This window comes from Mucilaginibacter sp. P5_A6 (assembly GCF_056400585.1).
The window spans coordinates 114571-136350 of the sequence record NZ_JBFUKZ010000020.1 but is presented as its reverse complement, the minus strand read 5'-3'; the positions used below and the strand labels follow the sequence as shown (position 1 = coordinate 136350).

The following is a 21780-nucleotide window of genomic DNA, read 5'->3' as shown; positions in this document are numbered from 1 at the left end:
TTTTGAATAAATAAAAACAGAACAAAACTATTATTAAACACAGAACAAGAAAAATGAAAAAACTATTTAAAGTTGCTTTAGTTGCAGTAGGAATGATATTTGCCGGCAACTTTGCCAATGCGCAGACCAAAATTGGCCATATTAATTTTAACCAGCTGATTGACTTAATGCCAGAAACCAAAACTGTTTCAACTCAGATTCAGGCTTACCAAAAAACCTTTATTGACGTACTTACTACCATGAATAATGAGTACACAACAAAAGGCCAGGCTTTTCAAAAAGATCAGGCTACCATGACCGATGCTGTACGTACAGCAAAAGGTAATGAGCTTCAGGATATACAAAAACGTATGACTGATTATCAAACTAATGCTCAGCAACAGGTTGAAGCAAAGAAAAATGAATTAGGTAAACCACTTTTTGATAAAGCTACCGCTGCTGTACAGGCAGTTGCAAAAGAAAAAGGATACGCTTACGTACTGGATTCTTCACAGGTAAGCCTGTTGGTATCTCCGGATGCTGATGACATGATGGCTGCAGTAAAATTAAAATTAGGTTTAAAATAATATCAACCATTAGTCATTTATAAAAGAGCGCCCTGTATTTACGGGGCGCTTTTTTTATGTTTGTATATGCAAAATAAACCCATAGGTATTTTTGATTCGGGCTTTGGCGGCCTAACGGTTTTTAAATCTATTATTGAACAGTTGCCGGGTTACGATTATATATACCTGGGTGATAATGCCCGTGCACCCTACGGAAACCGGTCGTTTAAAACCATACACGAGTATACCTGGGAATGTGTGCAATGGATGTTTGAGCAAGGGTGCCCACTGGTAGTATTAGCTTGTAACACGGCATCGGCCAAAGCTTTGCGCACCATACAGCAGCAGGACCTTATAAATGGCGACCCTACAAAACGGGTACTCGGCGTGATAAGGCCAACTGCCGAGATCATAGGCGATTATACCAAAACCAAACAAATAGGGGTACTGGGTACAAAAGGTACGGTACAATCCGGGTCATACCTTATCGAGATCCAGCATTTTTTTCCGGATGTAAAAGTTTACCAGCAGGCATGCCCCCTATGGGTGCCGCTAATAGAGAACGGGGAGTATGACAAGCCCGGTGCTAATTATTTTGTGAAATTGTACCTGGATGAGATTTTGGCCCAATCGCCGGATATTGATACCCTTTTATTGGCATGTACGCATTATCCCATTATAAAAGATAAAATAGAGGCTGCCCTGCCTGCCCATGTAAAAGTGGTTGCCCAGGGCGATATAGTTGCCAAAAGCCTGGTTGATTACTTGCAACGGCATCCCGAAATGGAGAATAAATTAACCAAAAACGGTTCCAACCAGTTTTATACCACTACAGACGATACAGCTGATTTTGATCATCACGCCTCGCTGTTTTTTTCGTCACCGGTACAATCAAAGTTTATATCGGCGAATGATTTGGTGAGATGTTAGTGAGTGGTTGAATTAAGTTTAAAATATAAAACCAGGCACTTTTATATTCCTTCAAAAAAACTTCTAAAACAGCTCAACCCAATTTAACTTAATCAACCGCTCACCCAATCAACCACTCACCAATTTAATATACTAAACTTGTCGTCTAAAATAGTTCAACATTTTGTAAGTTTGCAGCTTAAGCAAAAAGGTACTTGAATTATTATGTCACATATTTTATTGTTGCGGTAGGGTTGTTTAGCTTTTCGGCCTTTTTTGCTTTGTTTGGTGTGTATGCCGAGCGAAAGATCTCTGCATTTATACAAGACAGGCTTGGCCCCACCGAGACAGGTAAATTCGGTTCGCTGCAAACGCTGGCTGATATCATGAAGATGCTCCAGAAGGAACTCATTATCCCCGCCGCTGCCGATAAATGGCTTTTTATGCTGGCTCCTGCTGTGATCTTTATTGCTGTTTACATGGGCTTTGCCGCGTTGCCCTGGGCCCCCGGGCTTATCCCCTCAAAAATTAATCTTGGTATCTATTATATTTTTGCCATTATCTCTATCGAAACATTGGGTATCCTGATGGCCGGCTGGGGATCAAATAACAAATATTCCATATTGGGTGCAATGCGCTCGGCCGCGCAGATCATTTCGTACGAGATCCCGGCGGGTTTTGCCATCATATCTGTAGTGATGATAGCCCAAACCCTCGATCTGCAGGCAATAGCGATGCAGCAGGGGATCTTATCGCCCGAGAAAATAAAGTTTGCTGGTTTTTGGGACGTAACTACGTCGGGCGGCTTGCTTAGCTGGAACATATTCCGCGCCCCGCACCTCATTATCGCCTTTGCAATCTACTTTATAGCTTCACTGGCCGAGAGTAACCGGGCTCCATTTGATATCCCTGAGGCGGAGTCGGAGTTGGTGGCGGGCTTCCATACCGAGTTTACGGGCATCCGTTTCGCGCTGGTTTTCCTGGCCGAGTATTCCATGATGTTCCTGGTATCCATGATAGGGGTTATCCTGTTTTTGGGCGCATGGAACACACCATTGCCAAACATAGGCCGGATTCATTTAGCCGATTGGACAACCGGCATGGCGTGGGGCATTTTGTGGGTTACAATAAAAACATTAGGATTAGTTGCCGTACAAATGTGGATCAGGTGGACACTACCCCGTTTCCGGGTAGACCAGCTCATGAACCTTTGCTGGAAAGTGCTAACCCCACTGGCCTTTGCCTGTATATTGGTATCGGGCGTATGGAGATTGTGGCTGATGTAGCGAATATAATTTCGGATTTAGAATGTTCGATTTAGAATTTGAGAGGATTTAAATTTAGAATTTAATAATTAGTGTTCAAAAGAGTAATCAACGGTTTTGCAACGGCATGGAAAGGTTTAAGTCTTACCATAAGGCATCTCTTTGCGTCTAATTCAGCCAGGAAGATCATCACCGTAAGCGACAGTAATTACTTTAAACAATTGGAGAAGGGTACCAACACCATCCAATACCCCAAACAACAGCTGCCCGTTCCCGAAATAGGCCGCTACCAGCTGGATGTGGAGATGGACGACTGTATTGTATGCGATTTATGTGCCAAAGTATGCCCGGTTGATTGTATAGATATTGAAGCCATTAAGGCTACGGAAGCCATCGGGCAAACATCTGATGGTACCACCAAACGCCTGTATGCGGCTAAGTTTGATATTGACATGGCCAAATGCATGTATTGTGGCCTGTGCACTATTGTATGCCCAACCGAGTGCATTGTGATGACCAACCAGTATGACAAAACCGTATTTGAGCTAAGCGATCTTACCTACCAGTTCTCGGATATGCCGCCAGAGGTTGCCGCCGAAAAGCGTGCGCTGTTTGATAAGCAACAGGCCGAAAAGCAGGCTGCAAAACTGGCTGCTATGCAAAAAAAGGAGGGTGGGGCATGAGTTTAATCCGTGTGCTATTTTACTTTATGAGTGCTATTGCCGTTGCTTCAGCATTGTATGCGGCATCAACCAAAAATTTAGTACGCAGCATATTTGTGTTTTTTGTAACGCTGTTTGCATTGGCCGGATTATACGTTTTGGCCCTGGCCGATTTTGTGGCCGTAACCCAGGTGGTAATTTATGTAGGAGGTATATTGGTGCTAATCATTTTTGCCTTTATGCTATCGGGTAAAGAAACTTTAAATGTGCTACAGCAGCAGAAGAGGGGATTTTTTAGCTTGGGGAAACTGCCTGCCATATTGCTGGCAGCGTTGTTCTTTATAGTGATGATCAACGTCGTGTTAAAGGCCGATGCCGATAACCTGGCCTGGGTAAAGGATTCTATCGCTTATAACAATACCATCAAACCAAATGCGGTGATGATAGATAACATTGGTGTTAATTTAATGACCCGGTATTTGCTGCCCTTTGAGGCCATCTCTATTTTATTGCTGATGGCTTTGGTTGGCGCGGCGCATTTGTCACGAAAGGAGGGCAGTGCATGATCACATTAACCGACTTTTTGGTAGTAAGTGCAGCGCTTTTTTGCATAGGATTGTACATGATCGTATCAAAACGTAATGCTATTCAGATCCTTATCGGTATTGAATTGATATTGAACGCCGCTATATTAAACCTGGTGGCTTTTGGTAAACACGATAGCATAAGCAATAGCGGGCAGATCTTCGCCCTGTTTGCCATTGTACTGGCCGCTGCAACAACAGCGGTAGCACTGGCCATTATCCTGAATGTGTACCGAAAATATAAAACCATTGATCCGGGTAAGATCAATAATTTAAAAGATTGATAAATAGTAGCATATTAAAATAAAACTTGAATAACACTTTACCATACCAGGATCTCACCCTCATCACCTGCACCCTCGCGGCTGTGGCCTCACCGCTGCTTGCCGCTTTGCTAAACTTTTGCCTGCCGGAAAAAAGTAAGGCTGCAGGTTGGATATCAACTTTGGGGATTTTGTTGAGTTGTGTTTTGGCAGCTAAAGTATTTGCAGGGGTTTGGAATAACCCTCAGGTCCATGTAAAACAGGTTTGGTTCACTATAGGGCATACCAGGGTTTACGCGGGGATATTATTGAATAACCTATCGGTATTAATGCTGTTGCTGGTATCGGTTGTCGCTTTGCCGGTGCATATTTATTCTACCGCTTACTTGAAGTATGACGGGCGGTACAGCAGGTATTTTACTTACCTCAGCTTCTTTTGTTTCAGTATGCTGGCTTTGGTAGTGGTTGATAACCTGGTATTGTTTTATGCTTTTTGGGAGTTGGTGGGCTTTTCATCGTACCTGCTGATAGGGTTTTGGTTTACCAGGGACAAAGCGGTACAAGCCAATAAAAAAGCCTTTATCATGAACCGTATTGGCGATATTGGTTTGCTTAGCGCCATTATCATCATTTTTACCATGTATGGCACTTTTGATATCAATTCATTATTTGGGCCGCAAGGGATTGTAAGTTTTACTTCGGTTCATGATGGTCTGTGGGTTGTTACTCCAGATCTGCTGCCAAAATCTGTGGGCTCAGTTTGGCTGCCGGGCGGCGCTAATGGCTCATTACCTGCCATCTGGCAATACATTGCTGTCGCGGGCATCTTTCTTGCCGTTGCTGCCAAATCTGCCCAGTTTCCGCTGCATACCTGGCTGCCCGATGCCATGGAGGGACCAACTTCAGTTTCTGCGTTGATCCACGCGGCTACTATGGTTGCCGCAGGGGTGTTTTTATTAGGCAGGGTGTACCCTATGTTTACCGAAATCGAGCTCACCATACTGGCCTGTATCGGTTGTTTTACCGCTTTCATGGCGGCCACTATAGCCCTCACTCAAAACGATCTGAAACGGATCCTCGCTTATTCCACTATATCGCAATTAGGATTCATGATACTGGCAATGGGAGTTGGGGCGTATGCCTCATCGCTTTTCCATTTGGCTACGCATGCGTTCTTTAAATGCCTGTTGTTTTTGGTGGCAGGTATAGTCATTCACCAAGTGCAGCACATCAAGGAGGATAACAAACTGGACATTGATCCGCAGAGTATCCTGTACATGGGCGGCCTGCGTAAAAAGCTGCCATTTACTTTTATAGCTGCCATTATTGGCGGTTTGGCTTTGGTTGGTTTACCGCTAACCTCGGGCTACTTATCTAAAGATGGTATTCTGATCCAGGCATTTGAATGGAGCGATAGCAGGAGTGCATGGTTCAAAATTATTCCGGTTACAGCTTTGCTTACTACCTGGCTTACCGCTTTTTATGTAGCCAGGCTTATTGTAAGGGTTTTCTTTGGCGAATTCAGGTTATTGAAGATCAACCCCGATATTAAGCTGCGCATCGGCGATGGGGGCTGGCAATACAAATTGCCATTGGCTTTATTGGCCATTTGCAGTTTGTTCCCTTTGTTTTCGCTTCATCCCCTGCTGTATGAACACGCCTGGGTTTTTAATGGCCTGTCACCATCTAATTACCTCGTTCGCGAAAACATATACCACACAATTATTCCGGCAGGGGTAAACATATTAAGCTTGTTTGTGCTCTATGCTGCTTATGCCATTTATGTAAAGCAAAACAGTTTCTCGTTCCCGCAAACGGGCTTTTTATATCGCCTGTCCTACAACCAGTGGTATGTTGATAAAATATATAAACGTGTTTTTGTGAAACCGGTACTTGGTTTTGGCAAGGCGTGTTTTTGGTTCGATAAAAATATTATTGATGGCTTTATCCATTTGCTAACTAAATTAAGCGGCTATGCTGCGCGGTTGACCGCCTGGGCCGATAAGTATATTGTAGATGGCTTTTTGCATTTAATAGCAGCCATTGTGCAAAGTATTGGCAATTTTGCACGTAGCTTCCAAAGCGGTAAAGTACAGTACTATTTGTTTAGCATGTTGATAATTGTACTAACGCTGTTTATTTTAAAAATACTGATATAAACCTGATGAATATATTAACCTTACTCATATTTATACCTGTACTGTTCGGCCTTATCATCATGCTGCTGCCTTCATCTATGCGGGGCAGTTTTAAATATATTACCCTGCTGGCTACCCTGGTACAATTGGGTATCAGCGTTTGGATATACCTGCACTTTAAAACGGGGGCAACTTATGGCGGCATTAATCATGAAGACCAGTTTCAGTTTGTTCAAAAGCTACCCTGGATAGCGCTAAACCTGGGCAGCATGGGTAAAATGCAGATAGATTATTTTGTAGGTATCGATGGGATCTCTATCACGCTGCTGGTTATGACTTCGCTGGTATTGGTGATTGCAACTTTGGCCTCATGGGAGATTAAAAGCAACCTTAAAGGTTTTTTCCTGTTGTTTTTATTGTTGGATATGGCGGTTATCGGTGTGTTTTGCGCGCTGGATTTTTTCCTGTTCTACATGTTTTATGAACTAATGCTTTTGCCATTATATTTCCTTATCGGGATGTGGGGCGGCGCGCGGAGGGAGTACGCGGCCATCAAGTTTTTTCTTTATACGCTGTTTGGTTCGGTATTTATGTTGCTGGTGATGGTTGGGTTATATCTATCCGTTACCGACCCCGCCACGGGCAATCATACCTTTAACATGGTGCAAATGATGAACCCGGCCAATTACAGCGCGCAATCAGTATTCTCTATAGCCGGGCATCAAACCATATTGGGTATGCCTGCGCGTACAGTTGGCTTTGTGGTGCTGTTCGTCGCATTTGCTATTAAAGTGCCGGTGGTACCATTGCATACCTGGCTACCCGATGCCCACGTGGAAGCACCAACACCAGTATCTATTATACTGGCCGGGATCCTGCTAAAAATTGGTGGTTACGGTATCATCCGTATTTGTATCGGCATTTTCCCGGATGTGGCCACCACGCATGCATTCTGGCTTGGTTTACTTGGGGTGATCTCTATTTTATATGGTGCCCTTAATGCTCTTGCCCAGCGCGACCTGAAACGAATGATAGCTTATTCGTCGGTATCTCACATGGGTTTTGTACTATTGGGCATCGCCTCCCAAACTGCCGAAGGCATCAGCGGGGCGGTAATGCAAATGGTAAGTCACGGATTTTTATCAACCATGCTGTTCTTCCTGGTTGGGGTTATCTACAACCGGGTTCATGACAGGGATATTTACCATTTCCGTGGATTAGGTACTATGATGCCAAAATATACCGCTTTTGTAATGATCGCGTTTTTTGCATCGCTGGGTTTGCCGGGTTTTTCGGCATTTGTGGCCGAGGCTTTTACTTTGGCCGGGGTGTTCAAATCGCATTCGGTTAACGGTTTGTTACCTTACTGGATGGCTGTTTGCGGTACATTAGGGATACTTTTAAGTGCTGCCTACTTTTTATGGACATTGCAGCGCATGTTCTTTGGCCAGGAATCATTAAAAGGCGGCAGCGTTTGGAAAACGGCCCTTACCGACTTGAACCTGCGTGAAAAGTTAACCCTTGCGCCATTGGCTTTAATAGCCCTGGTATTAGGTATTATGCCATCATTGGTTTTTGATAAGATCAATGATTCGGTGCTTGCATTGATACAATTTTTACAAGCAAAATAATGCACGATCTGCTAACCCATATATCCGATCAGTTAAACGATGTTTTTGGCAGCGTAACCTATTTTGTGCCCGAGGTTTATCTTGGCCTGCTGTTCCTGGTGGTTATGATAACCGATTTGTTATTTGGTAAAAGATCAACCGGCCTTTGCCGTGCAGTGGCTTGCGCAGGGCTGTTGTTTGTGCTGTTTAAAGATTTGCAACAAGTGGCGATGACACTGGGCGTGCAGCATTTTATATTTAGCAATATGCTGTTGCTTAGTCATACCGGTGTGTGGTTTAAACTTTTTATTGATATACTGGCATTTATTATCCTGTTGTATTTTACCTGGGATGAAAAGCTCAATAGTCATCAAAAAGGATTGTCTGATTTATATTCCATCGCCATTGCCTCTATATTAGGGCTGCATTTAATGGTGATGGCAGTAAACCTGCTATCTATTTATCTTGCCATCGAAATGGTTTCCATAGCATCATACCTGATGGTAGCCTATCGGTCTGAGAATGCTTTCAGTACCGAGGCCGGGTTAAAGTATGTGTTGTTTGGGGCAGCGTCTTCGGCAATTATGTTGTATGGAATTTCGTTACTGTATGGTTTCAGCGGCTCTTTGGATATAGTTTTTCAGTCGACCATTACAGAACTTTTAAAGGTCAATCCTTTGAGTTCATCCTTTGCCATTATGCTGGTATTGGTGGGCATAGGATTCAAACTCTCTTTTGTTCCCGTTCACTTTTGGGTACCTGATGTATACGAGGGGGCGCCTACGCCTATTACAGCCTACCTGTCAACGCTGCCCAAAATAGCAGCCTTTGCCTTATTGGTTAATTTTTTAGCGCCTGTAATGGTTTTGGGTAAAGAAACAGGTTTTGATCCTGGTATTATATTATCCATAGCGGGTATTATCAGCATGATAGGCGGTAATTTTGCGGCAGTAATGCAAAGCAATGTTAAACGTATGCTGGCCTACTCGAGCATAGGGCATACGGGTTTTGCATTAATGGCCGTAGTGATCCTGAATTTGCAGGGCTTATCTGCATTAACTTATTACCTGCTGGTTTACGCGCTGGCAAATATTGGCGCGTTGGCGCTGGCCACTTACTTTAGTAATGTTGCAGATGCGGAGGACTTGGATGGTTATAAAGGACTTGGTTTAAAATATCCTATCGCGTCTGTTTGTTTCACCATTATACTCATATCCCTTACGGGTTTGCCTGTTTCGGCGGGGTTTACAGGTAAAATATTTGTGTTTTCGGCAGTGTATAGTGTTTACCAGCAAAGCCATAGTATCTGGCTGATGCTGCTGATGGCTACCGGCGCTTTAACTACTGTTGTCTCCTTGTTTTACTACATAAAAATACCGCTAAACTTGTTTTTAAAACGATCAGAAAATCAGGAGATTATCTACAAAAAATCCTATAATTTGTTGATTTTGGCCGTAGTTGTAAGTTTTATATTGATTTTGTTAGGGATTTTTCCTGATTTTGTACTTAAATACCTATAATGCTGTTTTTTTATTACCTATTTAATAAAAAACTGGCCAAATTGTAGATTTATTACCGGAAAAGTATTAATTTCAGGCCGTTTTAAAATCAGTTCTATATTCTCACATGAAGCGGTATATTCCTTTCTTAATTATACTTACAATTCTAACGCTGACATTTATTTTTCCATCTGTTGAGTTTAAGAATTCCGGGGATCCTCATTTTAATACCGGTGATATTGCATGGATGCTGATGTCGACAGCTCTTGTTTTGATCATGACTCCCGGCCTTGCGTTTTTTTACGGTGGTATGGTTAATAAAAAAAACGTGATCTCAACCATGTTGCAAAGTATTGTTTGCATGGTTATTATTACTGTTTTTTGGGGCATATTTGGGTTTAGTTTAGCCTTTGGCGAAAGTTTCCATGGTTTTATTGGTAACCCCGCCACCTATTTTATGATGAAGGGAATGCTGGGTAATGCTACGTGGAAGGCGGCCCCAACTATACCTTTACTACTATTTGCCATGTACCAATTAAAATTTGCGATAATAACCCCGGCGCTTATTACCGGCGCTTTTGCCGAGCGGATCCGTTTTAACTCTTACATTATTTTTCTTGTACTGTTCTCCATCTTCATATTTTCGCCGCTGGCGCATTGTACCTGGCATCCCGATGGCATTTTGGCCAAATTGGGCGTACTTGATTTTGCCGGTGGAACGGTAGTGCACATGTCGGCCGGTTGGGCTGCTTTGGCCTCCGCCTTATACTTAAAACGTCGTAACGAAGCCAATCATTCACCGGCCCGTATCACTTACGTGATGATAGGTACGGGGCTTTTATGGTTTGGTTGGTTTGGGTTTAATGCCGGTTCGGCCTTTGGTGCCAATGCTTTGGCGGTAACTGCACTGGCAACCAGCACAACGGCTTCGGCTGCCGGTGGTATCACCTGGATATTTTTTGATATGCTGCGTGGCCGTAAGCCATCTGCTATGGGTACCTGTATTGGTGCCGTGGTAGGTTTAGTGGCTATTACTCCGGCTGCAGGTTATGTAACTGTACCGCATTCGCTGGCTATTGGTATCATATCGGCCGTGGTGAGCAACCTGGTTGTGGAGTGGCGCACGCGCACTACCATTGATGATACCCTCGATGTGTTCCCTTGCCATGGGGTAGGTGGTATGGTGGGTATGCTGCTTACAGGGGTATTTGCCAATCAGCACGTAAATGCAGCTAATAGTACAGGTAACGGCTTGTTTTTTGGCGAAACGCACCTGTTTTTGGTGCAGCTTATCGCACTTATCGGGGTGTCAATATTTTCGTTCTTCGGCTCATTGTTATTGTTAAGAATAACAGATATGATATCGCCTTTAAGGGTATCGGCAGAGGATGAAGAGCTTGGACTGGATATCAGCCAGCATGGCGAAAAACTTTAATTATCGAATTTCATACCAAATCAATAAACCTGAAAGTCCGGCTGAAAAGCCGGATTTTTTTTTGGAGTAAAGACGAATGGAGTAAGGAGCAAGGATAGAAAGAACAAGGAGCAAGGATAGAAAGAGCAAGGACAAAAGACGTTGGGATGGAATAATACAGAAAAATGTGCTGGGTTTTTTGCTATGCGGTTAAACGGTTTTCATTTTATTTTGTCTAATTTTTTAAATGGAAACAAGAAGCATGTCAATTTTTCGTTTGTCTTGTTTCCCGGCTCTTATATCTTGACTCTTTTTAAATGGATCTTTTTGTAGATAACCAGTTAGGTATGTTTAATACGGCCCATCAAAATATATTACCTTTTGATGGTGAGGTTTACCTGTATCCTAATTTTTTTGAAGAGGAAGGAGTTTACGAGATATTTGAGCAGCTGAAACATACTATCCTCTGGAAACAGGATAAAATGAAGATCTACGGTAAAATGGTGAATTTTCCGCGGCTCACTTCCTGGTATGCCGATGGCGATCAAACCTACACTTACTCGGGAGTGGTAAATACTCCCATCCCCTTTACGCCTTTGCTAATAAAGATAAAGGAGGCTGCCGAACAGCAGTGCGGCAAACAGTTTAACGCTGCCCTGCTCAATTATTATCGCCATGGCGGCGATAGCATGGGCTGGCACAGCGATGATGAAACAGAACTGAGCGGTAACCCGGTTATCGCTTCTGTTTCATTTGGGGCAACGCGTGCCTTCCAGTTTAAACATAAAGAGCAAAAGAGCGCCAAAGTATCAATAGCATTGAATAATGGCAGCCTGTTAATTATGCAAGGCCAAACCCAGCATCATTGGCTGCACCAGGTCCCCAAAATTGGTAAGGAGTATGGGCCGAGGATAAATATTACTTTCAGGGATATAAAGTATTAGATGTGCAGATTTCAGATGTGCGGGTGATTGTCTGAACCGGAATTTATCGAATTTAAGAATTAACAGAATTTTAAAAGTAATTCGGCAAATTCCCTCAATTCGGTGAATTCGGGTTCAGAAAAAATTCAGACATTTTCCATACCTTCATCTTATCAAATACCTTATGAAAAAATATCTATTATCCCTGTGCTTTTCCACAATTTGCATAGTTGCCAACGCACAAACTGATTTACCTGCCGATAGCGGTACTTTCTTTTTACATAAGTTTGAGCAGCACATAGGTAAAGAAACCTACACGGTGCGCAAATATAAAGACGCGGTTCATTATACCATCGATTTTAAGTTTGTTGACCGGGGTTCGCCGGTGCCGTTGAAAGCGGAATTAAAAGTAAACCCGGCCGCTGATCCGTTGGAACTCACCATTAAAGGCAGCACCTCCCGGTTTTCAAAAGTTGATGATAAAGTTACAATCAAAGGTAATGAGGTAGCTATCAGGGTTAATGATTCATCATATACGCAAAAGCTATTGCCTTTAAGCTTCCCGGTTGCCGGGTATTCGCCGGGTACTGTACAGCAGGCATTAGTTCAGTATTGGAAAAAGCATAAGCAGCCCGAAAGGATTAACACGCTGCCCTTTGGGTCGGTGCAAATTATAAAAGACGGTGTTGATGAACTGGTTTTTAAAGATAAACCCTTAAAGTTAGATCGCTTTATGATAAGCGGATTGGTTTGGGGTAACGAATTGGTTTGGACAGATAGTAAAAATAACCTCATTTGCCTTATCACGAACGATGCCGAAGGTGATAAGCTGGAAATGATGCGTGCGCAATATGAAGAATTGTTACCCCAACTCATCAGCAGGGCAGCTGTATATGGCATGCAGATATTTGCCAAGGCCGCAGCGCCATCTGGTGCGGTTGATAAGCTGATTGCCATTACAGGTGGTACGTTGGTAGATGTAAAAACCGGCGCCAGTATAACAGACGCTGTAGTTTTAATTGAGAATGGCCTCATTAAAAGTACAGGCAAAGCCGGCACTGTTAAAATTCCTGCAAATGCTAAGATCATCAGCGCACAGGGTAAAACAATTTTGCCGGGATTATGGGATATGCATTCGCACTTTGAACAGGCCGAATGGGGGCCGGCTTATCTTGCATCGGGTGTAACCACAGTGCGCGATTGCGGTAATGAGTTTGGATACATCAATGCCATAAAAGCAGCTATTGATGGCGGCAAAGGTGTTGGGCCTAATATTATAAAAGCAGGTATTATTGATGGTAAGGGCCAGTATGCTTTAGGCATCATCCAGGCGGATACCAAAGAAGAAGCCATTAAAGCGGTTGACCGTTACCAGCAGAATGGCTTTCAGCAAATAAAAATCTACAGTTCGGTAAAGCCTGCTATTGTAAAAGCCATCTGCAACGAGGCGCACCGTTTAGGTCTTACAGTTACCGGCCACATTCCAAATGGCATGACGCTGCAGCAGGGAGTTGATTCGGGTATGAACATGGTAAATCATATGCAATACGTGTATGCTATCATGAAGCGCAATGATGACCGCTCAATTGATATAAATGATTCGGTGAGTATAGCTGCTATAAACTTTATCAAACAGCATCATGTGATTATCGATCCAACTATTGGGGTTTTTGAAATGGCGTTCAGGAACGTTAAAGATGATGTTACCCAACTTGAGCCTGCATTTTATAATCTGCCCCTGCCGTTACAGGCTTTGTTTAAAAACATGGGAATGGAGCCGGCACAGGCAGCAAAATATAAGCCGCTGGTGAATGGTATGCAGATGCTTGTGAAAAAACTTTTTGATGCCGGAGTACCTATTGTTGCCGGTACCGATATGGGTTTCCCCGGATATAGCCTTGACCGCGAGCTGGAGCTTTATGTAGCCGCCGGACTTACCCCTGCAGAAGCCATTAAAACCGCCACCATAATACCTGCAACGGTAATGCACACAGATAACATGACCGGCTCCATAGATGCGGGTAAACAGGCAGATATAATTATTGTAGATGGCGATCCATTAAAAAATATCAGTGAGATTCGTAAAGTATCGGTTGTGATTAAAGGTGGTAAGGTTTATGATCCGGTAAAATTGCACCAGATGGTAGGGTTTACAAAGTAGATTTCAGATGTGCAGACTTTTTTGTCTGAACCCGAATTTGTCTGAACCGGAATTTTAAGAATTTAGGAATGGGCAGAATTATAAGCGCCATTCTGTTAATTCATTAATTCGGTAAATTCCGGTTCAGACAATATCTGCACATTTTTTTTACCTGCACACCAAACCCATGTTTAAACTACTATTTAATGACAAATGATTTTACAAAGAATCCATTAAAAATGATACCTTTGCAGCCTCATTCCAAATCATGAGCGATCAGATTAAACATGAATGCGGTGTGGCGTTTATCCGCTTACTAAAGCCACTGTCTTATTATCAGAAAAAGTACGGAACTGCGCTGTACGGCCTGAACAAGCTTTACCTTTTAATGGAGAAACAACATAACCGGGGCCAGGATGGCGCGGGTGTTGCAACCATTAAATTAGATATAGCTCCGGGCAAGCGGTACATCAGTCGTCACCGTTCAATGGCATCAAATGCTGTCGCTGATATTTTTGAATATATTCAGAAGAAATTCGCGGATATTCAGAAAGAAACCCCCGAAAAAATGCTTGATGCCGATTGGCTTAAAGAACATGTGAGCTTTACCGGCGAAGTTTTATTAGGGCACCTGCGTTATGGCACCCATGGTAAAAACAGTATTGAAAGCTGTCACCCGTTTTTGAGGCAAAACAACTGGCAAACCAGGAATTTGGTTATTGCAGGTAACTTCAACATGACCAATGTTGATGAGTTATTGCAGCAATTGTATGACCTGGGTCAGCACCCCAAGGAGCAGGCGGATACCATTACAGTGCTCGAAAAAATGGGCCACTTTATTGATACCGAAAACCAGGGCTTGTTTGATCAATATAAACGCGAAGGACTGAACGATAACGTTGAGATTAGTAAGCTGATAGCCAACGATATGGATGTAGCCAAAATTTTAACCAAATCGGCCAAAAACTGGGATGGTGGTTATACCATTGCCGGGATATTGGGTCATGGTGATGCCTTTGTAATGCGCGACCCGGTTGGTATAAGGCCGGCGTTTTACTATTACAATGATGAGATAGTTGTTGCCGCTTCTGAGCGCCCTGCTATTCAAACAGCATTTAATGTTCCTATTGAAGAAATCAGGGAGATAAGACCCGGTCATGCGCTTATTGTTAAAAAGAATGGTAAGATAACCGAGGATATGTTTAGCGAGCCAAAGGAAAAGAAAGCCTGTTCATTTGAGCGGATCTACTTTTCACGCGGCAGYGATTCGGCCATTTACCGTGAGCGTAAACAATTAGGCAGGCTACTATGCCCGCAGATATTGAACGCGGTTGATCATGATATTAAAAACACCGTATTTTCATATATTCCCAATACTGCCGAAGTCGCCTTTTATGGCATGGTTGAGGGGGTTCACAAGTACGTTAAAAAATACCAGCGCGATAGGTTACTCAACAGGGAGGATAAGATAAGTGAAGAGGAGTTGACAGAGGTATTGCAGATGGCTCCAAGGGTTGAGAAGATAGCCATTAAGGATGTAAAACTGCGTACCTTTATCACCCAGGATGCCGACCGCAGCGAGATGGTTGCCCACGTTTATGATACCACTTATGGCTTGATTAAAAAAGGCACTGATACACTGGTTGTACTTGATGATTCCATTGTACGTGGTACTACACTTAAACAAAGCATCCTCAAGATCCTGGACAGGCTTGGGCCTACAAAGGTTGTTGTTGTATCATCGGCACCACAGATCCGGTACCCGGATTGTTATGGTATCGATATGTCGCGGATGGGTGAATTTGTTGCTTTTGAAGCGGCCATCAGTCTGTTAAAAGAAATGGACAGGGAAGATATTATTCTTGATGTTTACCAGAAATGTAAGGATAGTATTAAACTGCCGAAAGAGAAGGTGCAGAACCATGTAAAAGCGATATATGAACTGTTTACCGATCAGCAGGTATCAGACCGCATAGCACAGATCATCACTCCTAAAGAAATAAAATGTAAGGTTGAAGTGATTTATCAAACTTTAGATAACCTGCATATTGCCTGCCCCGATCATACCGGCGACTGGTATTTCAGTGGTGATTACCCAACCCCGGGTGGTAATAAAGTAGTTAACCGGGCCTTTGTTAACTGGATGGAAGGAAAGAATCAAAGAGCCTATATGTAATGGCTCCTTAACCGGAATGAAAAATATCAGGGCGATGAGTTATACTTGTCGCCTTTTTTGTGTTCAATAAGTTGCATCTGTGGTTGTGAGAAAAAGAAATTACCGGTAGGTATTGCAGAATACTTTTTCGTTATAGTTGATCAAAGAGCTCCCCTTTAGCAGGCTGGGGGTTACGATGCCGCAGGAGCAGCAAATACAAAGTGTGTAACCAGTTTATCTATCAATACCAATGATGCAATAATAAGAGCGACACCTGCTAACTCGTTAAGACGGTGTACCAGCTTAACAGAAATTTTATCCCGAAGTTTATTGGCATAAAAGGCCTTGATGGTATCCATTCCAAACTGTACAATAAGGATGGTTAAAAACATTATTGCTATATTGACGGAACGGTGAGGTGCACCAACGTGGAAAGTAGTGCTGGCTGCACCTATCACAACTGTCCAGTGGATTAAAAGAGTGGGATTGAAGATACACATCAGGAATCCCTTGAAAAAGTAGCCTGCTTTATCAATTCCAGATGGTACTTTGTTGCCGTAATTGATTTCGGCTTTTTTAAACATATAATACACACCTACGGTAAAAAGAATAATGGCTCCAACTATCCCGGCTATAGTTTTGGTGTGCTCAGATATGTCGACATATTGAGAACCAAATAATATACCGCCTACAAAAACCACATCGCTGCATACTACACCAAGGGCAAGGGCAACACCGGCATGAAAACCTTTTTCAATGCTGGTTTTTATAAGAGCAAAAAAGACCGGGCCAGTAATAAACGTCAACACTAATCCAAACCCAATTCCCGAAATAATGGCTTCTATCATTAATTTAGGCAGTGTTCATTTTTGAACACTGCGAATATGCAATTTTATCTCTTAAACAACGAAACTTAAAATTGTGATTTATTTAATTAAAAATAATATAGCCAGTTTTACAAAATTTGATTTATGTTTATTGACTGAAAAAATAACTCTGTATAACCTAATTTAAAAATGGAACAAAAAAATGCTAAAAGTTACAGCTCGGCACTTTATACGCTAATCACTGTATTTTTCTTCTGGGGCTTTTTAGCCGCTTCAAACGGCGTATTTATACCTTTTTGTAAAGGACATTTTCATCTAACTCAATTTGAATCCCAGCTGATTGATTTTACATTCTATGGTGGTTATTTCATAGGTTCATTGATCCTGTATTTTGCTTCGTCTATCAGCAAGGTTGATATCATGAATAAAATGGGTTATAAAAATGGTATCATATTAGGCCTAATAGTTTCGGCAATTGGCGCTATTGGTATGATCCCTGCAATAGCATCGGGTTCATTTGGTTTAATATTAACAGTATTTTTTATAATAGCTATAGGCTTTTCACTTCAACAAACAGCGGCAAATCCTTTCGTGGTTGCTTTAGGTCCGCCAGAGACTGGTTCAAATCGTTTGAATTTTGCCGGTAGCATCAATAATATCGGTGGTTTGTTAGGGCCGGTAGTTGTGGGGATTATTTTATTCGGTTCGGCTTCAGCTAAAATAGACGCAAAAGATGTTCAGATATCATCAGTAAACAACCTTTATTACATGCTTGCTGGTTTATTTATTGCAGTTGCTATATTCTTCTGGTTCTCTAATTTACCAAAGGTTACCAGCGACGAGAAAATAGAGTCGAGTAGTAAAGCGAATACCCCGCTTTTAATTATGTTTTTGGCGTTCCTGCTAATCCTGGCTGCAGACCCGTTGAGCGCTTATCTTAACAAGTTGTTATCTTCGGATGCAAACAAAATAGTTGATATCGTAAAAAGTCAGTACTTTGTTTATGCATCCCTGGCAATTATAGTACTTACGTTGATAGGTACCATATTTGCCGCCAAAAAAAGCAAGGAAGGCTGGGGGGCCATGCAGTACCCTCAGCTGATTTTAGGTATGCTGGCCATATTTACTTATGTAGGTACTGAGGTAACTATTCAAAGTAATATGGGCTCTTTATTAAAAACTCCGGAATTTGGTTCCTATAATGAATCAGATATTGCGCCATACATTTCTTTGTATTGGGGTAGTTTAATGATTGGCCGTTTTGCAGGCGCAATAGGCGCATTTAATCTTTCAAAAACCGTTAAATATATATTGTATATCCTTGTGCCATTTGTGGCCTTTGGTATCGTATTACTGGTAAACGCTGCTACTGGTGTAAATGTGAGCAACCTTTACGGGTATGCCGCATGCGTTGGTATCCTTATTGTAGCATTCTTTATAGGGCAGCAAAAACCTACCCGCACATTAGCTGTTTTAGGCTTATTGGGTGTTGCCTTTATGTTAACAGGACTTGCAACCACGGGTAAAGTTGCTACATTTTCTTTTATCAGTGGAGGCTTATGCTGCTCTATTATGTGGCCGTCAATTTTCTCTTTATCTATTACCGGTTTGGGAAAATATACCAGCCAGGGTTCAGCTTTCTTAATTATGATGATCCTTGGTGGATCTATCATACCTCCATTACAGGGTAAAGTTGCCGACGGCAGTAACAATGTTATAGCTGGTATGAGTGGTATTCACTTCTCCTATATCGTACCGGTGTTGGGCTTTGCATATCTTGCCTATTTTGCATGGAAAGTAAGCCGCGAACTGCGCAGCCAGGGTATCGACCTTGACCACGTTGAACTGGCAGCAGGACACTAAATATTTTTTTCTCATTAGGTTATTGGGTCATTAAGTCATTTAAAAAATGAAGTAATGACCCAATGACTTTTAATGACCTAATGACATTATATTATGAAACCAAGTTTTAATTCAATTTTCATGAACCTGGCAACCGACCTGGCTAAGCGCTCTCACTGCGTTAAAGCCCATGTAGGGGCTGTTTTAACTCGGGACACCCGTATTATATCTATAGGCTATAACGGGCCGCCGGCAGGTACACATAACTGCGATGAAGAATGGCCGGAGAGGGGTTGCGCACGTGATTCAAAGGGGAGTTGTTCACTTGCCTTGCATGCAGAAGAAAATGCCATACTATACGCGGTAAAAAATGGGGCCAGGCTTGAAGGCGCCACTTTATATACCACACTATCGCCATGTATAGCTTGTGCAAGGCTTATCTTTTCGGCAGGTATAACACAAGTTTATTTTGATAAGTCATACGCCGAATTCAAAGGCCTCGACAGTGATGAAGGGGTCGACTTTTTAAACCGGTTTGGAGTAAATACAGTAAAGATGGCCTGAACCCCAATTAGCAAAATAAGATAGATCTGTACGGAACCTTTGATTCAGGCTCAAAATCCCGTTTCAATTAATTTTGACTTTAATCGGCCATAAAAGGCTCAATATGGCTTAGGGCAAAAAGTAATTGCTCGGAAGGGCTAAGGTCGGTATTGTCTAAAATAACAGCATCTTCGGCCCGTATCAGGGGGCTTTCCTTTCGTGTGGTATCCTGGTAATCCCTGTGGGCAAGGTTATCAAATACCTCTTCTAAAGTTATGTTCGGGTTTTGGGGAAGTAGTTCCTTATAACGTCTCTCTGCCCGTATTTTAGGATCGGCGGTCATAAAAAGTTTTACCTGTGCATTTGGGAATACAACCGTACCGATGTCCCGGCCATCCATAACAATGTTTTTTGATTTACCCAAACGCTGCTGCTGTTTAACCATTGCAACACGTACCTCGTGTATGGCTGCTATAGTGCTTACTTTGTCGGCTACATGCATCTGGCGGATCTCGTCAGATACTTCTTCATCATTAAGAGTAATGTGGGTTTGGTAATCGCGTGAATGAAAGTTAAGGTGGATGTTTTTTAACGCTTCTGCAATTTGATCGTGATTTTGCAGATCAATATTATTGCGTAAAAAGTATAGGGCCACAGCACGGTACATTGCGCCGCTATCCACATAAATAAAATGGAGCTTTTTTGCTAAAGCTTTTGCCAAAGTGCTTTTGCCGCAAGATGAATAACCATCAATTGCTACTACTATATTGTTGTTCATAAGAGCTACTAAAATACAAATTATTGTTGTTGATTGGTTGATTAAGTTGATTAAGTGATTGGTTGACTAAGTCGCATAAGCATAATTCAATTCGCTACCTAAGCATTCACCAAAAACACTACTTTTGGAAAATGAATCTGACTAAAGCCGATCTGCAAAAAGTTATAACCTATAAAACATCAAGAAGCGGTGGAAAGGGAGGCCAAAATGTAAATAAGGTATCAAGTAAGGTGGAACTTTTGTTTGATGTGGCGGGTTCTGAACTATTTACTGATGATGAAAAATTATTACTTGCCAGCAAGTTGCATAACCGCCTCAACAAGGAAGGTTTTGTTCAGGTAATTTGCGACGAAGAGCGCAGCCAGTACCTCAATAAAGAAAAAGCAATTGAAAGGCTGATAACGCTTTTAGGGAGAGCTTTACAAGTACAAAAGGTACGAAAACCTACCAAAATCAGTAAAGCAATTAAAGCCGCCCGTTTAGAAAGCAAAAAGAAGCAATCTGCAAAAAAGGAAAACCGGCGGACCAATCTTGATGATTAATGATGTGCAGATGTGCTTTTAGATGTGCAAACTTCTAATTTCAGATCTGCAGATTATTGGTTGAACAGAAACGAAGCAGATTTACCAAGCCTGCGGAATTTTAATTTTAGAGGCATACATAGATTCTGTTAATCTGAATTCCCCGTTTAAAAATCATCTGCGCGTTTGAAATCTATCATTTAAACCTGTAAGCGCCCGTTATAGCTCCCCACTGATGGGAGCGAAGCATTGTTTTAACCTCGCGGGTGTGAAAAATAGCTGCCACATCAAATGTAAAACGGCTGGTTGTAAAAGCCACACCCAATTGTTGGCTAAATACAAAAGGCTTTTTGGTTTGTGTTATCTCCAGGCTATTTGGGTCTTTGCTGTTAAACAAACCCCCCTGTATAGTAGCATCATAAACAACCCCATTTAATTGAGGCTTATAGTAAAAAAATAATTCATGCTTATGCAATAAACCCGTTTGTTCAACCGCCGACACTGTGCTTTGAGTACTCACCGAATTAAATAGCTGGTTGAAGTTACCTATGCGTATTAATGGTCCGGCCCCAACACCTGTAAAGCCTGTTCCTAAATTGGCATAGCTGGTAAGGCTTAAATCAACCCATGATGCGCGGGTCAGAAGCCTGTTATATTCGGCAGATAGATTTAGTTCAACATCATTTTTTACCTGGTATTGCCAGCCGTTTAAGGTGTAAAAACCAAACGTATCGTGGATAAGCTTTTGAACGGGTTCGCCACCCGCTGCGGGRCCAACTAAGCCAAGCTGTGCGCCCAACTTAAGGGTACTTTCGTTTTTATACAACAAATTAAGGGTTGTGCCTAAATAAGTATACGCGGCAAAGGGCCTGTCAACGTCAGCAGCGTCACGTACATAACCCGATTGCGGGTTGAACATTTTTTGTCCCAGTTCTATCCCTAAAACTTTATTTCGGAGATTGTTTCCTTCACCTGTTTTTAAAGCCTTACGGTAGTAAAAAAAAATTCCATTTGTGTAATACCTGTCAGATCCTTGTCCCAAATACGAGTCGTTGTCTGATTGGATCCCAAATTCGTGGCCGCGTGTTTGGGCAAATAAACCAATACTGCCCAACAGGCATACCAGCGTTATAAATAGCTTATTTAACATTTAGGTATAAAA

The 21780-nt window shown here is 42.3% G+C and carries 19 protein-coding genes; 16 read left to right on the top strand and 3 right to left on the bottom strand.

The window, feature by feature from the left end; translation table 11 throughout:
- The first annotated feature begins 53 nt into the window (after positions 1-53).
- The 13 genes from AC1DO4_RS19940 to AC1DO4_RS19880 all read left to right on the top strand — a co-directional run bounded on the left by AC1DO4_RS19940 (position 54) and on the right by AC1DO4_RS19880 (position 16128).
- The gene (locus tag AC1DO4_RS19940) at positions 54-566 is read left to right on the top strand and encodes an OmpH/Skp family outer membrane protein (protein ID WP_477419006.1); all 513 of its coding nucleotides are present in this window, start codon (positions 54-56) and stop codon (positions 564-566) included.
- A 66-nt stretch (positions 567-632) separates the two neighbouring features.
- The gene (murI, locus tag AC1DO4_RS19935) at positions 633-1475 is read left to right on the top strand and encodes a glutamate racemase (RefSeq protein ID WP_477419004.1); all 843 of its coding nucleotides are present in this window, start codon (positions 633-635) and stop codon (positions 1473-1475) included.
- Positions 1476-1669: 194 nt separating this feature from the next.
- The gene (locus AC1DO4_RS19930) at positions 1670-2740 is read left to right on the top strand and encodes a complex I subunit 1/NuoH family protein (RefSeq protein ID WP_477419002.1); all 1071 of its coding nucleotides are present in this window, start codon (positions 1670-1672) and stop codon (positions 2738-2740) included.
- A 71-nt stretch (positions 2741-2811) separates the two neighbouring features.
- Complete coding sequence (locus AC1DO4_RS19925) at positions 2812-3402, top strand: 4Fe-4S binding protein (protein ID WP_477401495.1); 591 nt, start codon at positions 2812-2814, stop codon at positions 3400-3402.
- A complete protein-coding gene (locus AC1DO4_RS19920) occupies positions 3399-3947 on the top strand; it encodes an NADH-quinone oxidoreductase subunit J family protein (RefSeq protein WP_477419000.1) in 549 nt (182 codons plus the stop codon). The genes AC1DO4_RS19925 and AC1DO4_RS19920 overlap by 4 nt, the downstream gene beginning before the upstream one ends.
- Positions 3944-4249 (top strand): NADH-quinone oxidoreductase subunit NuoK, encoded by a 306-nt coding sequence (gene nuoK / locus AC1DO4_RS19915; protein WP_477401493.1) that lies wholly within the window; start codon positions 3944-3946, stop codon positions 4247-4249. The genes AC1DO4_RS19920 and nuoK overlap by 4 nt, the downstream gene beginning before the upstream one ends.
- Positions 4250-4275: 26 nt before the next feature.
- Positions 4276-6387, top strand: a complete 2112-nt coding sequence (locus AC1DO4_RS19910) for an NADH-quinone oxidoreductase subunit 5 family protein (protein WP_477418998.1) — start codon at positions 4276-4278, stop codon at positions 6385-6387.
- Positions 6388-6392: 5 nt separating this feature from the next.
- On the top strand, positions 6393-7997 hold the full coding sequence (locus AC1DO4_RS19905) for a complex I subunit 4 family protein (RefSeq protein ID WP_477418996.1): 1605 nt from the start codon (positions 6393-6395) through the stop codon (positions 7995-7997).
- Positions 7997-9496: an NADH-quinone oxidoreductase subunit N gene (locus AC1DO4_RS19900; protein WP_477418994.1), complete on the top strand. Its 1500-nt coding sequence runs from the start codon at positions 7997-7999 to the stop codon at positions 9494-9496. Before AC1DO4_RS19905 ends, AC1DO4_RS19900 begins: the two co-directional genes overlap by 1 nt.
- A 106-nt stretch (positions 9497-9602) precedes the next feature.
- Positions 9603-10910 carry an ammonium transporter gene (locus AC1DO4_RS19895; protein ID WP_477418992.1) on the top strand — a complete coding sequence of 436 codons (1308 nt, stop codon included), beginning with the start codon at positions 9603-9605 and terminating at the stop codon, positions 10908-10910.
- Positions 10911-11206: 296 nt separating this feature from the next.
- Complete coding sequence (locus AC1DO4_RS19890) at positions 11207-11833, top strand: alpha-ketoglutarate-dependent dioxygenase AlkB family protein (protein WP_477418990.1); 627 nt, start codon at positions 11207-11209, stop codon at positions 11831-11833.
- 163 nt (positions 11834-11996) lie between these two features.
- Positions 11997-13973, top strand: a complete 1977-nt coding sequence (locus tag AC1DO4_RS19885) for an amidohydrolase family protein (protein ID WP_477418988.1) — start codon at positions 11997-11999, stop codon at positions 13971-13973.
- 247 nt (positions 13974-14220) lie between these two features.
- Positions 14221-16128 carry an amidophosphoribosyltransferase gene (locus AC1DO4_RS19880; RefSeq protein ID WP_477418986.1) on the top strand — a complete coding sequence of 636 codons (1908 nt, stop codon included), beginning with the start codon at positions 14221-14223 and terminating at the stop codon, positions 16126-16128.
- Positions 16129-16298: 170 nt separating this feature from the next.
- Here the strand turns inward: AC1DO4_RS19880 and AC1DO4_RS19875 are convergent, their stop codons facing one another.
- Positions 16299-16955 (bottom strand): LysE family translocator, encoded by a 657-nt coding sequence (locus AC1DO4_RS19875; protein WP_477418984.1) that lies wholly within the window; start codon positions 16953-16955, stop codon positions 16299-16301.
- Between the two features lie 168 nt (positions 16956-17123).
- Here AC1DO4_RS19875 and AC1DO4_RS19870 point away from each other — a divergent pair, with 168 nt between their 5' ends.
- Both AC1DO4_RS19870 and AC1DO4_RS19865 read left to right on the top strand, forming a co-directional pair.
- Positions 17124-18797, top strand: a complete 1674-nt coding sequence (locus AC1DO4_RS19870; RefSeq protein ID WP_477418981.1) for an MFS transporter — start codon at positions 17124-17126, stop codon at positions 18795-18797.
- A 93-nt stretch (positions 18798-18890) separates the two neighbouring features.
- Positions 18891-19340 (top strand): deoxycytidylate deaminase, encoded by a 450-nt coding sequence (locus AC1DO4_RS19865; RefSeq protein WP_477408091.1) that lies wholly within the window; start codon positions 18891-18893, stop codon positions 19338-19340.
- A gap of 79 nt (positions 19341-19419) precedes the next feature.
- Here the strand turns inward: AC1DO4_RS19865 and cmk are convergent, their stop codons facing one another.
- Positions 19420-20097, bottom strand: coding sequence for a (d)CMP kinase (cmk, locus tag AC1DO4_RS19860; protein WP_477418979.1), 678 nt, complete (start codon positions 20095-20097; stop codon positions 19420-19422).
- Positions 20098-20228: 131 nt separating this feature from the next.
- Here cmk and arfB point away from each other — a divergent pair, with 131 nt between their 5' ends.
- Positions 20229-20639, top strand: coding sequence for an alternative ribosome rescue aminoacyl-tRNA hydrolase ArfB (arfB, locus tag AC1DO4_RS19855; RefSeq protein ID WP_477418977.1), 411 nt, complete (start codon positions 20229-20231; stop codon positions 20637-20639).
- Positions 20640-20814: 175 nt separating this feature from the next.
- On the opposite strand, the gene AC1DO4_RS19850 is transcribed toward arfB, so the two are convergent.
- Positions 20815-21768: a lipid A deacylase LpxR family protein gene (locus AC1DO4_RS19850; RefSeq protein ID WP_477418975.1), complete on the bottom strand. Its 954-nt coding sequence runs from the start codon at positions 21766-21768 to the stop codon at positions 20815-20817.
- Positions 21769-21780 lie beyond the last annotated feature (12 nt).

What these genes read in the sequence shown, in the direction of transcription:
- AC1DO4_RS19940 (WP_477419006.1), top strand. Translation starts at nt 54, where the DNA reads ATGAAAAAACTATTTAAAGTTGCTTTAGTTGCAGTAGGAATGATATTT.
- murI (WP_477419004.1), top strand. Translation starts at nt 633, where the DNA reads ATGCAAAATAAACCCATAGGTATTTTTGATTCGGGCTTTGGCGGCCTA.
- AC1DO4_RS19920 (WP_477419000.1), top strand. Translation starts at nt 3,399, where the DNA reads ATGAGTTTAATCCGTGTGCTATTTTACTTTATGAGTGCTATTGCCGTT.
- nuoK (WP_477401493.1), top strand. Translation starts at nt 3,944, where the DNA reads ATGATCACATTAACCGACTTTTTGGTAGTAAGTGCAGCGCTTTTTTGC.
- AC1DO4_RS19905 (WP_477418996.1), top strand. Translation starts at nt 6,393, where the DNA reads ATGAATATATTAACCTTACTCATATTTATACCTGTACTGTTCGGCCTT.
- AC1DO4_RS19900 (WP_477418994.1), top strand. Translation starts at nt 7,997, where the DNA reads ATGCACGATCTGCTAACCCATATATCCGATCAGTTAAACGATGTTTTT.
- AC1DO4_RS19895 (WP_477418992.1), top strand. Translation starts at nt 9,603, where the DNA reads ATGAAGCGGTATATTCCTTTCTTAATTATACTTACAATTCTAACGCTG.
- AC1DO4_RS19890 (WP_477418990.1), top strand. Translation starts at nt 11,207, where the DNA reads ATGGATCTTTTTGTAGATAACCAGTTAGGTATGTTTAATACGGCCCAT.
- AC1DO4_RS19885 (WP_477418988.1), top strand. Translation starts at nt 11,997, where the DNA reads ATGAAAAAATATCTATTATCCCTGTGCTTTTCCACAATTTGCATAGTT.
- AC1DO4_RS19875 (WP_477418984.1), bottom strand. Translation starts at nt 16,955, where the DNA reads ATGATAGAAGCCATTATTTCGGGAATTGGGTTTGGATTAGTGTTGACG.
- AC1DO4_RS19870 (WP_477418981.1), top strand. Translation starts at nt 17,124, where the DNA reads ATGGAACAAAAAAATGCTAAAAGTTACAGCTCGGCACTTTATACGCTA.
- AC1DO4_RS19865 (WP_477408091.1), top strand. Translation starts at nt 18,891, where the DNA reads ATGAAACCAAGTTTTAATTCAATTTTCATGAACCTGGCAACCGACCTG.
- cmk (WP_477418979.1), bottom strand. Translation starts at nt 20,097, where the DNA reads ATGAACAACAATATAGTAGTAGCAATTGATGGTTATTCATCTTGCGGC.
- arfB (WP_477418977.1), top strand. Translation starts at nt 20,229, where the DNA reads ATGAATCTGACTAAAGCCGATCTGCAAAAAGTTATAACCTATAAAACA.